The sequence below is a fragment of the Polaromonas sp. genome (genome assembly GCF_029945925.1).
In the GTDB taxonomy this organism is placed as follows: domain Bacteria; phylum Pseudomonadota; class Gammaproteobacteria; order Burkholderiales; family Burkholderiaceae_C; genus Polaromonas.
In genome coordinates, this window is sequence record NZ_JAQSDN010000033.1 from 26226 (window position 1) to 39439 (window position 13214).

General features: G+C 64.1%; 12 protein-coding genes. 9 read left to right on the forward strand and 3 right to left on the reverse strand.

From position 1 onward, the window contains the following. Nucleotides 1–3 precede the first annotated feature (3 nt). Nucleotides 4–726, reverse strand: a complete 723-nt coding sequence (locus PSV40_RS07705) for an SET domain-containing protein-lysine N-methyltransferase (protein WP_300536248.1) — start codon at nucleotides 724–726, stop codon at nucleotides 4–6. Nucleotides 727–800: 74 nt separating this feature from the next. Here PSV40_RS07705 and PSV40_RS07710 point away from each other — a divergent pair, with 74 nt between their 5' ends. Together PSV40_RS07710 and PSV40_RS07715 are read left to right on the forward strand one after the other, a co-directional pair. Continuing rightward, nucleotides 801–1319 (forward strand): TlpA disulfide reductase family protein, encoded by a 519-nt coding sequence (locus PSV40_RS07710; RefSeq protein ID WP_300536250.1) that lies wholly within the window; start codon nucleotides 801–803, stop codon nucleotides 1317–1319. After that, nucleotides 1316–4279: a DNA topoisomerase III gene (locus PSV40_RS07715; protein ID WP_300536251.1), complete on the forward strand. Its 2964-nt coding sequence runs from the start codon at nucleotides 1316–1318 to the stop codon at nucleotides 4277–4279. Before PSV40_RS07710 ends, PSV40_RS07715 begins: the two co-directional genes overlap by 4 nt. Nucleotides 4280–4349: 70 nt before the next feature. Here PSV40_RS07715 and PSV40_RS07720 read toward each other — a convergent pair whose 3' ends face one another. Next, nucleotides 4350–5342 (reverse strand): ABC transporter substrate-binding protein, encoded by a 993-nt coding sequence (locus tag PSV40_RS07720; protein WP_300536252.1) that lies wholly within the window; start codon nucleotides 5340–5342, stop codon nucleotides 4350–4352. A gap of 82 nt (nucleotides 5343–5424) precedes the next feature. Between PSV40_RS07720 and PSV40_RS07725 the strand changes: the two genes are divergently transcribed. From PSV40_RS07725 to PSV40_RS07755, 7 genes are all read left to right on the forward strand, one after another. Next, on the forward strand, nucleotides 5425–6078 hold the full coding sequence (locus PSV40_RS07725) for a TetR family transcriptional regulator (RefSeq protein WP_300536254.1): 654 nt from the start codon (nucleotides 5425–5427) through the stop codon (nucleotides 6076–6078). A 38-nt stretch (nucleotides 6079–6116) separates the two neighbouring features. Then, nucleotides 6117–7484: an L-serine ammonia-lyase gene (locus PSV40_RS07730; protein WP_300536256.1), complete on the forward strand. Its 1368-nt coding sequence runs from the start codon at nucleotides 6117–6119 to the stop codon at nucleotides 7482–7484. 123 nt (nucleotides 7485–7607) lie between these two features. After that, on the forward strand, nucleotides 7608–8420 hold the full coding sequence (locus PSV40_RS07735) for an ABC transporter permease (RefSeq protein ID WP_300536258.1): 813 nt from the start codon (nucleotides 7608–7610) through the stop codon (nucleotides 8418–8420). Further along, the gene (locus tag PSV40_RS07740) at nucleotides 8417–9481 is read left to right on the forward strand and encodes an NAD(P)-dependent oxidoreductase (RefSeq protein WP_300536260.1); all 1065 of its coding nucleotides are present in this window, start codon (nucleotides 8417–8419) and stop codon (nucleotides 9479–9481) included. The genes PSV40_RS07735 and PSV40_RS07740 overlap by 4 nt, the downstream gene beginning before the upstream one ends. Then, on the forward strand, nucleotides 9468–10313 hold the full coding sequence (locus tag PSV40_RS07745; protein ID WP_300536262.1) for a GNAT family N-acetyltransferase: 846 nt from the start codon (nucleotides 9468–9470) through the stop codon (nucleotides 10311–10313). Before PSV40_RS07740 ends, PSV40_RS07745 begins: the two co-directional genes overlap by 14 nt. Nucleotides 10314–10342: 29 nt before the next feature. Next, complete coding sequence (locus tag PSV40_RS07750) at nucleotides 10343–11410, forward strand: dihydrodipicolinate synthase family protein (RefSeq protein ID WP_300536263.1); 1068 nt, start codon at nucleotides 10343–10345, stop codon at nucleotides 11408–11410. After that, on the forward strand, nucleotides 11407–12201 hold the full coding sequence (locus tag PSV40_RS07755) for an ABC transporter ATP-binding protein (protein ID WP_300536265.1): 795 nt from the start codon (nucleotides 11407–11409) through the stop codon (nucleotides 12199–12201). Before PSV40_RS07750 ends, PSV40_RS07755 begins: the two co-directional genes overlap by 4 nt. A gap of 137 nt (nucleotides 12202–12338) precedes the next feature. On the opposite strand, the gene PSV40_RS07760 is transcribed toward PSV40_RS07755, so the two are convergent. Then, the gene (locus tag PSV40_RS07760) at nucleotides 12339–13172 is read right to left on the reverse strand and encodes a gamma-glutamyl-gamma-aminobutyrate hydrolase family protein (protein WP_300536267.1); all 834 of its coding nucleotides are present in this window, start codon (nucleotides 13170–13172) and stop codon (nucleotides 12339–12341) included. Between the last annotated feature and the right edge of the window lie 42 nt (nucleotides 13173–13214).

Sequence of the window (13214 nt, forward strand, 5' to 3'; positions counted from 1 at the left end):
AAGTCAGGGCTTTTTGTCTTTGGCCGGTTTGACGGCCTTCCCGGCTTTGCCGGTTTTGCCGGCCTTTTTCAGGACTTTCTTGAGTTCCTGGTTGAGCTCTTTCTTGAGCTGCTTGCCCTTCACGGGCTTGTCGGCGCCGGACGCTTTTTCAGGCTTGTTCTTCTTTTTTTCCTTCTTGCCCGGCTTTTCGTCCTTGGGGGCCAGCAGGGTGCCGCGGCAGTCGGGGGAACCGCACCAGCACGGGTACTCGGCCAGCAGTTTCTTGGTGTAGGGCGCGTCGATGATCAGGCCGTAGTCGTAAAACAGCTCGTCGCCGGCCTTGATATTGCGCAGCGCTTTGATGAAGACACGGCCGTCCTGCTCGTCGGCCTCGCAGTTGGGATTGCAGCTGTGGTTGATCCAGCGCGAGGAGTTGCCGCCGTACTTGGCGTCGATCACATGCTTTTCATCGATGTGAAAGTAGAAGGTGTGGTTCGGGTCCTTCGGGTCGTGCGGGTGGCGGCGCAGGGCCTCTTTCCAGGTGATCACTTCTCCCACGTATTCGATCAGCGTCTCGCCTTCGGCGAGGTCCTGCACGGCAAACACGCCCTTGCCATGGACGTTGGACACGCGGGTTTGAATACGGCGGCCGGCGTCAGGAGCGGGCCTGGCGGGCGGGCTGGAAAGGGGGGCAGAGACCTGAGTTTTTGACACGACGTATTTTTTTGGTATGGTTAATTCATGCATGTGCGCGCACATGCGGGTGCGCGCGTGCGTACGCGCGAAGCCGCTATTGTAGTGAAGCACGCAAGGAGCAAACCATGTTGAACCGCCGCAAGGCCCTCGGATCCGTCGGCGCGCTGGCCGCCGCGGGCTTGGGCCTGCCTGCCTGGTCCAGGGGCTCTGACAGCCCCCTGCCCAAGGTCGGCAGCACCCTGGCTTTGCCGGCCTTGAGCCTGCTGGACGGACGTTCCTGGACGCCCGGGCAGGTGCAGGGCAAGGTGCTTGTGGTGTACTGGTGGGCCAGCTGGTGCCCTTTTTGTGCGGTGCAGTCGCCCCACATGGAGGCGTTATGGCGCGCGCAGAAGGCGCGGGGCCTGGAGGTTCTGGCGCTGTCGCTGGATAAGGAGGCCGCTGCGGCGGTCAACTATATGAAGGCCAGGGGTTACAGTTTTCCCGCCGGGATGCTGACCCCTGAAGTGGCCAAAGTGCTGCCCAAGCCGGACGGTCTGCCGGTGGTGGTGGTTGTGAAAGTCAGTGGCAAGAGCGGAAGTGTCCTGTTTGCCGAAGCCGGGGAAATGCTCCCTGAAGATGTAGAAGGTTTGAAGAAGTACTTATGAAAACGCTGGTGATTGCAGAAAAACCCTCGGTCGCACAGGACATCGTGCGGGCGATGACGCCGACCGCGGGCAAGTTTGAAAAGCACGATGAGTACTTTGAGAGCGACGACTGGGTGGTCACCTCGGCCGTCGGCCACCTGGTGGAAATCCAGGCGCCGGAGGAGTTTGACGTCAAGCGCGGCAAGTGGAGTTTTGCCAACCTGCCGGTGATTCCGCCCTACTTTGACCTCAAGCCGATGGACAAGACCAAGACGCGGCTCAATGCCATCGTCAAGCTGACCAAACGCAAGGACGTGGGCGCCCTCGTCAACGCCTGTGACGCGGGCCGCGAGGGCGAGCTGATCTTCCGTCTGATCCAGCAGTACGCCAAGAGCGCACACCCGGTCAAGCGGCTGTGGCTGCAGTCGATGACGCCGGCCGCCATCCGCGAAGGTTTTGACAGCCTGCGCACCGATGCGCAGATGTTGCCGCTGGCCGACGCGGCGCGTTGCCGCTCGGAGGCCGACTGGATGGTCGGCATCAACGGCACGCGCGCCATGACGGCCTTCAATTCGCGCGACGGCGGCTTCTTTCTGACGACCGTGGGGCGCGTGCAGACGCCAACCTTGTCGGTGGTGGTCGAGCGCGAGGAAAAAATCCGCAAGTTCGTCTCCCGGGACTACTGGGAAATTCACGCGAGTTTTCTGGCCGAGGCCGGCGAGTACCCGGCCAAGTGGTTTGACCCGAAGTGGAAGAAGGCGGCCGCCAATGCCGACAACACCGAGCCCGATGCCGAACTGAAAGCCGACCGTGTCTGGTCCGAGCGCGAGGCACTGGCGATTGCCGAGGCCGTGCGCGGCAAGGCCGCCACGGTGACGGAAGAAAGCAAGCCGACCACGCAGGCCGCGGGGCTGCTGTTTGACCTGACCTCGCTGCAGCGCGAGGCCAACGGCAAGTTCGGATTTTCGGCCAAGACCACGCTGTCGATTGCGCAAAGCCTGTACGAACGCCACAAAGCGCTGACCTACCCGCGTACCGATTCGCGCGCACTGCCCGAAGACTATGTGCCGGTGGTCAAGCAGACTTTTGAGATGCTGGCCGCCAGCGCCATGAAACACCTGGCCCCGCACGCGGCGACGGCGCTCAAGGGCAACTACATCAAGCCGAGCAAGCGCATTTTCGACAACAGCAAGGTGAGCGATCACTTCGCTATCATACCAACACTGCAGGCGCCTAGCGGCCTGAGCGACGCCGAACAAAAGCTGTACGACCTGGTGGTGCGCCGCTTCATGGCGGTGTTTTTCCCGAGCGCTGAATACCTGGTCACCACACGTATTTCGCAGGCCGTCGGCCACAGCTTCAAGACCGAGGGCAAGGTGCTGGTCAAGCCGGGCTGGCTGGCGATTTACGGCAAGGAAGCCGCCGATGAAGTGGCCGACGCCAAGGAAGGCGACAAGGGCCAGAGCCTGGTGCCGGTCAAACCCGGCGAGATGGTACGCGCCGAGGTGGTCGAAGCCAAGGGGCTCAAGACGCGGCCGCCGGCCAGGTATTCAGAGGCCACCTTGCTGGGCGCGATGGAAGGCGCCGGCAAGACCATTGACGACGACGAGCTGCGCGAAGCCATGCAGGAAAAAGGCCTGGGCACGCCGGCCACGCGCGCGGCCACCATCGAGGGCCTGATCAACGAAAAGTACATGCTGCGCGAAGGCCGCGAACTGATCCCCACGGCCAAGGCCTTCCAGCTCATGACGCTGCTGCGCGGCTTGGGCGTGGAAGAACTCTCGCGCGCCGACCTGACCGGCGAGTGGGAATACAAACTCGCGCAGATGGAACACGGCAAGCTGAGCCGCGAGACCTTCATGGCCGAAATTGCCGCCATGACCAAGAACCTGGTCGACAAGGCCAAGGGTTACGACAAGGACACGATTCCCGGCGACTACGCCACGCTCACCGCGCCCTGCCCCAACTGCGGCGGCGTGATCAAGGAAAACTACCGGCGCTACACCTGCACCGGCAAAAAGGGCGACGATGGTTGCGGCTTCTCGTTCGGCAAGACGCCGGCCGGGCGCACCTTCGAGGTGGCCGAGGTCGAACAGTTTTTGCGCGACAAAAAAATCGGGCCGCTGGACGGCTTCCGCTCCAAGGCCGGCTGGCCTTTCACCGCCGAGATGGTCATCAAGTTCGACGAAGAGACCAAGAACTACAAGCTCGAGTTTGATTTTGGCGACGACAAGGCCGGCGAAACCGGCGAGATCGTGGACTTCAGCGCCCAGCAGTCGCTGGGCGCCTGCCCCAAGTGCGGCGCGGGCGTGTTCGAACACGGCAAGAACTACGTCTGCGAGAAGTCGGTGCCGACCAACGCGCAACCGACCCCCAGCTGCGACTTCAAGACCGGCCAGATGATCCTGCAGCAGCCGGTCGAGCGCGAGCAGATGGTCAAGCTGCTGACCAGCGGCAAGACCGATCTGCTCGACAAGTTCGTCTCCATGCGCACGCGCCGGCCCTTCAAGGCCATGCTGGCCTGGGACGCCGAAGCCGGCAAGGTGAACTTCGAATTCGCGCCTTCCAAGTTTCCGCCGCGCAAAACCGCCGGCCCGCCGCGGACCGGCACGGTGAAAACGCCGTTCGGGAAAACAGTGGCCGCGAAGACTGCCGGGCCCGCCGCGAAAAAGGCGGCTGCCAAGAAAGTCGCAGCCAAAAAAGCACCCGCTGCCAAAACCGCCAAACCCAAAGTGCCGCGCGTGGCCAAGCCAGGCAGCGGCCTGAAACCCAGCGACGCGTTGGCCGCGGTGATAGGCGCCGAGCCGGTGGCCCGCACCCAGGTCATCAAGAAACTCTGGGATTACATCAAGGCCGAAGGCCTTCAGGACGCGGCCAACAAACGCGCCATCAACGCCGATGCCAAGCTGCTGGCCGTGTTCGGCAAGCCGCAGGTAACGATGTTTGAACTGGCGGGGATTGTCGGGAAGCACCTGAGCTGAGGCTCAGGTATTCCACTGCCCGAGGGCCGGCCGCGGATGGCCGGTGGGCAGCGGAAGTGTCAGCGGGGCATCAGTTGGCGGTCATGCGCAGTTTCTGGTCGAGGAACTCGTTGGTGAACATGGTGGCCGGCTCGAACGGCTTGTCGATGCCAATCAGGTCTTTCACCAAGTCATAGTCGGCCTTCACGCGAGCGTTGTCAAAGCTGCCCAGGGCAACCTTGGTCGTGGCGTCGTCCCGCATCAGTTGTTTGATGCGTTCCCACTGGTCGCGCTGGTTGTCCGGGTTCAAGCCGCTGACATCCGCAGTCAGCGCTTGCAGGCAGGGGGAAAAATCCTTGACACATTCCGCATAGGCGCGTTGCGTCACGGCGACAAATTTCCTGATGCGTTCGGTATTGGCCGCGAGATAGGCGCCGTTGACCACAAACGCATTGCCATACACATTGACGCCGATCGAGCGCCAAGCCACAAAGCCCAGGTCGGCGCCGAATTCGCGAACCTTGAGGTCATGTTCGTTGTAGAAGTCGCTGATGATGTCGACCGACTTGCTTTTCAGCGCGGCGACCTTGGCAGGAGGGCTGATATTCACAAAGGTCACGGCGGTCGGCGCCAGGCCGGTTTTTTTGGCGAAGGCGGGCCACATCAGGCGCGAGGCATCGCCGGGTGGGTTGCCGATCTTGCGGCCGGTAAAGTCCGTGGGGCCATTGATTCCGGACGATTTGAGCCAGTAAAAGCCTTGCGGGGAGTTGGCGTAAATCACCATGACGGCCTTGAGGTCTGCGCCTTTGCCCCTGGCCTGCATGGCGGTGGGGAAGTCGGCGATGCCGACGTCGGCGCCGCCCGAGCCCACACGTTGGGCTGCCACGCCCGAGCCCCGGCCGGCCTCGATCTTGAGGTCGATCCCGACGTCGTTGTACCAGCCTTTGGATTTTGCGTAGTAGATCGGCGAATGATCCGCCGTGGGCGTCCAGTTCAACATCAGGCTCATGGGGTCTGCCGCCATGGCAAAGGAGGCACTTGTCGCCAACAATACGGTGGCGGCGGATTTCACTAGTCTTCGCATGGTTCAACTCCAGGAAATGAAGGATGGATCGGATGGGACGCTTTCCAGTTTATATTACCAACTGTTTGGTTGAGAAGCAAATATGGCCACTTTAGTAAAAACCCCTGACCCTGCACTGACGCCCAGGCGCGACGCTTCCGTCGCCAGGGCTGCCCTCATCGCAGCTGCCGTGGCGGAGTTTTCGCGCAAGGGTTTTGCCGGCGCGCGCGTCGACGAGATCGCGGCGGCGGCGGGCGTCAACAAGCAGCTGGTCTACCACTATTTCGACAGCAAGCAGGGGCTTTACCTTGTGGCGCTGGAGTCGGTTTACGCCGAGATCCGGGAGAAGGAGCAGAAGCTGTCGCTCGGGGCGCTGGAGCCCATGGAGGCCATGGCCCAGCTGGTGGGATTCTCATTCGACTACCTTGCCGAGCATCCGGAATTCATTGCCCTGCTGACCGACGAGAACCGCAACCAGGGCAGCCACATCCTGGCGTCCGAGCGTCTGCAGAAGATGCACTCGCCGTTCATCGAGATGCTGGAGGCCACGCTGGAGCGCGGGGTGGCGGCGGGCGTGTTCCGCGCTGATTTTGACGCGATCAACCTCTATATCTCGATCGCTGGCATTTCGTATTTCTTCTTTTCGAACAACCACACGCTTTCGGCCATCTTCGGCAAGCCGCTGGGCTCGCGTGGTGCCTTGGTGCAACGCCGTCGCCATGTGATCGACTTTGCGCTCAACGCCCTGAGGCCCTGACGCCCCATGCACCCTTGCACCGTGGATCCGGCCCGGCGATGACCCTCAGTGTCCTGGATGTCTTCAAGATTGGCATCGGCCCGTCGAGTTCGCACACGGTAGGCCCGATGCGTGCTGCTGCCCGTTTTGTGCGCTGCCTGGAGCAGGGCGGGCTGCTCGAACAAACCGCCGCAGTGCGCACTGAGTTGTATGGCTCGCTGGGGGCTACAGGCAAGGGCCACGGCAGCGGAAAGGCGGTGATTCTGGGGCTGCTGGGCGAGGAGCCGGACCGCGTCGACACGTCGGCGGTGGATGCCCGGCTGCTGCAGATTCGCGGCGACCAAAGCCTGCGCCTGAAGGGCCGGCACACCGTGCGTTTTGTGGAAACAGAGCACCTGCTGTATTTTCGCAAGAGCCTGCCGTTCCATCCCAACGGCATGCGTTTTGTGGCACTGTCTGCCGACGGTGACATGCTGTGCACCCGCGACTACTACTCGGTGGGCGGCGGTTTTGTGGTGGATGACGGCGCCCAGACGCTGGCCCGGCCCGGCCCACCGGTACCTTTCCCTTTCACCACAGGGGACCAGCTCCTGGGCCTGTGCCATGCGCAGGGCCTGCCGGTCAGCGCACTGATGCGTGCCAATGAAGCGGCGCTGCGGCCCGGGGCCGAGACCTCGGCCGGTCTGGCGCGAATCTGGACCGTGATGCAGGAATGTGTGCGCAGCGGGTGCGCCCGCGAGGGCGTGTTGCCCGGGCCCATGCGTTTGAAGCGCCGGGCCCCCGACCTGCTGAGGCAGCTCAACAGCCAGCCCCAGGCCGGGCTGACCGACCCGCTGGTCGTGCTGGACTGGGTCAGCCTTTACGCCCTGGCCGTCAACGAGGAAAACGCCGGCGGCGGGCGCGTGGTGACGGCGCCGACCAACGGCGCGGCCGGCATCATCCCGGCGGTGCTGCATTACTACACCCGCTTCATCCATGGGGCGAATGCCGAAGGCGTGGAGCGGTTTTTGCTGACGGCTGCAGCGATCGCCCTTCTGTACAAGGAAAACGCCTCGCTCTCGGGTGCCGAGGTGGGCTGCCAGGGCGAGGTGGGCGTGGCTTGTTCCATGGCTGCGGGCGCGCTGGCCGAGGTGCTGGGCGGCACGCCGGCGCAGGTGGAAAACGCCGCGGAGATCGGCATGGAACACAACCTGGGCCTGACCTGCGATCCGGTGGGCGGCCTGGTGCAGGTGCCCTGCATAGAGCGCAACGCCATGGGGGCGATCAAAGCCATCCATGCCGCACGCATGGCGCTGCGCGGTGACGGCAGCCATTCGGTGTCGCTGGACCAGGTCATCAAGACCATGCGTGAGACCGGTGCCGACATGAAGACCAAATACAAGGAAACCTCACGCGGCGGCCTGGCGGTCAACGTGATCGAGTGTTAGTCCCGCGAGTCCCGCGCTCTGCTGGCTGTGCCCGTTGAGTTGAAATCAATTCAACTAGTTGGTTGACAATGGGCCGAGGCAAATCTATTATTCGCAAATGACTGTTTGCGCGAAGGAATTCACATGAAGGCTCCCCTCGATGGTGTGGCGTTGGCTGTTGCGCCGGAGCCGGACGGCAGCGGGCCGCCCTGGCGGCGCTGGGGAGCCATTGTGGGCATCCATCTGGCCGGCGTGTTGCTCTGGGAAGCCGTGGTGCGCATTTTCGCCATCCAGTCCTTCATCCTTCCGGCGCCCTCGCGTGTGCTGGCGACCCTGGGCAATACCAACCTGAGCTGGCTCAGCAACACCACGGTCACGGCGATCGAGATTTTCGGTGGCTATGCCTTGGGACTGGTGCTGGGCATCCTGTGCGCCCTGCTGTTCATCACCAGCCGCCGGCTCACGCTGCTTGTGTTTCCGGTGCTGGTCACGCTGAACATGATTCCCAAGGTGGCGCTCGGGCCGCTGGTCATCGTCTGGTTCAGCTACGGCATAGGCACCAATATCCTGATTACCTTCAGCCTGTGCTTCTTCCCCATCCTGCTGACCACCATTCGCGGCCTCAATGAGACCGAGCCCGAGTTGCTGGACCTGGTGCGTGCCCTCAAAGGCTCACGCTGGCAGCTGTTTCGCTACATCCAGCTGCCGGGCTCCCTGCCCTATGTGTTTTCCGGGATGAAAGTCGCCACCATCCTGGCGGTGGCCGGCGCTGTTGTCGGCGAGTTCATCGCTTCCGACAAGGGACTGGGTTACCTGATGATCCAGCTGCAGGCCTCCCTCGACACCCCTGCCGTTTTCATGGCCGTGCTGCTCATCACCGGGCTGGGCGTGCTGCTTTACCTGCTGGTCCTCCTGCTGGAGCGGCTCTTCATCACTCAAGACGCAAGAATTCAATGACCCACACGTCAAATCCTTCCCCCACCGTGCTGGAGGACCTGCCCTTTCCCGAAAGTTTCGCCGACGAGCAGGCGCTGGAGGACTACCTGGCCACGCCCTCGCGTGATCTGGTCCGGGATCTGGCGCGCCTCGATGGCGACCTGATGATTCTGGGTGTGGGCGGAAAAATGGGACCCACCCTGGCGCGCCTGGCACGCAATGCCATGCCCGGACGCCGTGTGATCGCCGTGGCCCGCTTCAGCGAGCCCGGCGTGCGCGAGATGCTGGAAAAACACGGCATCGACACCATCAGCTGCGACCTGCTGGACCGCGCCGCCGTGGCCGCCTTGCCGCAGTGCGCCAATGTGGTGTTCATGGCCGGGCGAAAGTTCGGCGCCGACGCCAACAACCCGCTGACCTGGGCCATGAACGCCCATGTGCCGGCCCTGGTGGCCGAGACTTTCAAAACGGCGCGTATCGTGGCTTTTTCCACCGCCTGCGTCTACCCCTTTGTGCCGGTCATCAGCCAGGGTTCCGCCGAAGACTCGTCCCTGAGTCCCCCCGGCGAATACGCCAACTCCTGTGTCGGGCGGGAGCGCATGTTCGAATATTTTTCTCAGCTTCATGGCACGCCGGGCCGCCTGTTCCGCCTGAGCTACGCGATTGACCTGCGTTATGGCGTGCTGGCGGATGTGGCCACCAAGGTGTGGCAGGGCGAGCAGATTGACGTGACCATGGGCCATGTCAACGTCATCTGGCAAGGCGACGCCAACGCGCAGGCCCTGCGCTGCCTGGCCGCCGCGACCGTGCCGACCTCGCCCCTGAACGTGAGCGGGCCCGAGACCACCTCCATCCGCTGGCTGGCGCAGGAGTTTGCGCGCCACTTCGGCAAGCCCGCCCACATCGTCGGCGAGGAAGCGCCCACCGCCTGGCTCATGAACACCGGGGAGGCCGAGCGCCTGTTCGGCTACCCGCGTGTATCGCTGTCGCGCCAGATCGGCTGGGTGGCGGACTGGATTTCCCGCGAACAGCGCCTGTACGGCAAACCGACCAAGTTCGAATCACGCGATGGCAAATACTGACGCGGCCGTCGTTGTCGAAACGCTGGGGCCGCTGACACCCGCCGTGCAGGCCGGGCTGGACGCCCTGGTGCTGCAAAGCGGCTGGAACCAGACGCCGCAGGACTGGGCGATTTTTTCGCGCGAAGGCTCGGTCTGCGTCGTGCGCGATGCGCAGAGTCGCATCATTGCCAGTGGCGCGGTGTTGCCCCATGGCCCGCAAGTCGCCTGGATCAGCATGATCCTGGTGGCGCCCGATCTTCGCGGCCGGGGCCTGGGCCGCGCGGTGTTTTTGCACTGCCTGGCCCTGGTGAAAGCCGGCGGGCGCACCGCCTGCCTGGACGCCACACCCGACGGTCAGCGCATCTACAGCCAGTTCGGCTTTGCACCGGTGTACGGGTTGACACGCTGGCAGCGCGCAGCCCGGCCGCAGGCCGTGCCGGCCGCGCGCAGCCAACAGCTTCCCGACGCGCAGGCGCTCGCCGCGCTGGATGCGCAGGCGCTGGGCGCGCCACGCCATGCACTGTTGGCGGATTTCCTGGCGCGGCCGGACGCTGCCTGTGTGCGCAGCAGTGAGGGTTTTGCCATCGTGCGCCGCGGGCGCATCGCGCACCAGATCGGTCCCTTGCTGGCGCTCAATGAAGCCGGCGCCGCCGAACTGATGAAGCGTGCCGTGCAGGATCTGGCGGGCCCGGTTTTCATCGATGTGCCCGATGAACGCGCCTTGCTGGCCCGCCAGCTTCACGACGCCGGCTTCACGCCGCAGCGCAGTTTCATGCGCATGGTGCTGGGCGACCAGCCGCTGCAGGGACAGACCCATTTCATTCACGCGATTGCGGGTCCGGAATTCGGATAAGCCGCTGCACCACAGACACAGGAGTTCCCATGCCCTTGAAACGATCCGACCTGCCTGAAGACGTGCTGGCGCTGCTGGCGCAAGGCACGGTGATTCCCGCGCATCCGCTGGCACTCGATGCCGGGCGCCAGTTCGATCGCCGGCGCCAGCGCGCGCTGACGCGTTATTACGTGGATGCCGGCGCCGGCGGCCTCGCCGTGGGCGTCCACACCACGCAGTTCAGCATTCGCGAGCGTGGCCTGTACGAGCCGGTGTTGCGCGCCGCCATGGAAGACCGGCTGGCCTGGTCCAGCCGTGCCATGGTCATGGTGGCCGGCCTGTGCGGCAGCACGGCCCAGGCGCGCACCGAGGCGCAAACCGCGGTGGGGCTGGGTTACCACGCCGGGCTGCTGAGCCTGGCGGCGCTGGCCCATTCTTCCGAGGACGAGCTGATTGCGCACTGCGAAGCCGTGGCGCAGGAGATACCACTGATTGGTTTTTACCTGCAGACGGTGGTGGGCGGGCCGGTGTTGTCCAGCGATTTCTGGCGCCGTTTTGCCCTGATCCCGAACGCCCTGGCCATCAAGGTCGCTCCCTTCAACCGCTACCGCAGCATCGACGTGGTGCGCGGCTTGGTCGATGCACGTGCCGAGGAGCGCGTTTTCCTCTACACCGGCAACGATGACCATATCGTGCTCGACCTGGCCCTGCCGTTTGCCGCCATGCGCGACGGCCAGCCTGTGACCGTGCGTTTTCGCGGCGGCTTGCTGGGCCACTGGTCGGTGTGGACGGCCAGCGCCGTCAGCCAGCTGGCACAGATCAAGGCCGAACTGGCGGCCAACGGCGGCGTGTTGAGTCCGCAACTGCTGGCGCTCGATTCGCGCGTGACTGACTGCAACAGCGCCTTCTTCGACGTGGCCAACAACTTCCATGGCTGTATTGCCGGGTGCCACGAGGTGTTGCGGCGCCAGGGCCTGCTTGAAGGCATCTGGTGCCTGGACCCGGCCGAAGGCTTGGGCCCGGGCCAGGCCGGTGAGATCGATCGCGTCTACCAGGCCCATGGCGACCTTGGCGACGACGCCTTTGTGCGCGGGAACCTGCAGCGGTGGTTGGCATGAGCGCGGCTTCCAGCCTTCCTGTGCGGGGTGAGGCCCTGATCAGCATGAACCAGTTGCGCAAGGTCTACCGCAAGGGCGCGCAGGAGTTCCTCGCGATCTCCGACGTCACCCTGGACATCCACGAAGGCGACATGGTGTCGCTGGTCGGTCCCTCGGGCTGCGGCAAGTCCACGCTGCTGAAGATACTCGCCGGCCTGCATGGCCACGACGGCGGCACCCTGCAGATAGGCGGCCCCGGCGGCGCGGCCTTCAACCCGGGGCGCGACGTGGGCATGGTGTTCCAGCAGCCGCTGCTGCTGAAGTGGCGCAACATCCTGGACAACGTGTTGCTGCCCGCCGACATCCTCGGGCTGCCGCGCAAGGCGGCGGTGGAACGTGCGCACGGGCTGCTCGAGATGGTGGGCCTGACCGGTTTTGCCGACAAGCACCCGTACGAGCTGTCGGGTGGCATGCAGCAGCGCGCCTCCATCGCCAGGGCCTTGATTCACGACCCCAAGCTGGTGCTGATGGACGAGCCCTTCGGCGCCCTGGATGCGCTGACCCGCGAAAAAATGAATCTGGAGATGCTGCGCATCTGGGAGCAAAGCCGCAAGACCTTTGTGGTGGTGACCCACAGCATCCAGGAGGCGGTGTTTCTCGGTTCGCACTGCGCGGTGTTGACCGCTGGACCTGCGCGCATGGCCGACTTTTTTGCCATCGACCTGCCCGAGCCGCGCAAGCTGCACCTCAAGACGACGCCCGCCTTTGGCGCCTACGTGACGCGGATTTACGACCTGCTGGGTGTGGAATAAAACGGCACCGCGGCCGCCTGGCCGCCGCCCCGGGCGCCGATTGCTACAAAATCAGTAGCATGCGGCGCAATTCGTGTAAGGGTTACAGCCATTTTGTATGAAATTCGGGCCTCAGCCCTGCTGCACGGGCCGGTCCATCATGCCGGCGTCGTGGGCCTTGCTTTCGCCTCTGTCACCGCAGACAGAAAATCCTCCAGCACCGCCGCATCGTCAATCGTGTCCGAACCCGGCTGGTGAAACTCGGGGTGCCACTGCAGCGCCGCGATGTAGCTTTTCGACGGATCCTTGCGGCGTATGGCTTCCACCATGCCGTCGGGCACGCTGAAGGCTTCGGCCACGAACTCGGGCGCCAGGTCCTTGATGCCCTGGTGGTGAATGCTGTTGACACGGGCGCGTTCCACGCCGGGGTACAGGCGCGACAGCTGCGTGCCCTGCACGATCTCCACGCTGTGGAAGTTCTGGTCGTAGACCACCGCATCGCGATGCAGAAAGGACTCGGGTACCTGGGTGGCGATGTCCTGGTACAGCGTGCCGCCGAAGGCCACGTTAAGCAGCTGCAGGCCGCGGCAGATGCCGAAGACCGGCTTGCCGGCTTTTTCGAAAGAGGCCACCATGGCCTTGTCGTAGTCGTCGCGCACGCGGTCGCCGGACCAGCGTTCTTCGAGCGGCTCTTCGCCGTAGCTGCCGGGCCAGACATCGGCGCCGCCGTGCAGCACCAGGCCGTCGAGCCACTGGGCGTAGTCGTCAAAACCCGCATCGCCGCGCTGGGTGGCGCCGGTCGGGCAGGGCACCATGACCACCATCGCGCCCGAGGACATGATCCAGTGGGCGACCGTCTGCTCGACGTACTGCAGCGTTTTGCCGGTGAACAGCGAGCGCGTCGGGTCGGCGTGGGAAAAGCAGGCCGACAGGCCGATCTTGAGTCTGGAGCGCATGTGGCGCTGGCTGTTCATGGTTGTTGTTTTGCGCATCGCGGATCCAGTGGCAGGTCGTCGGTTCGGGGCAGTGCCCAG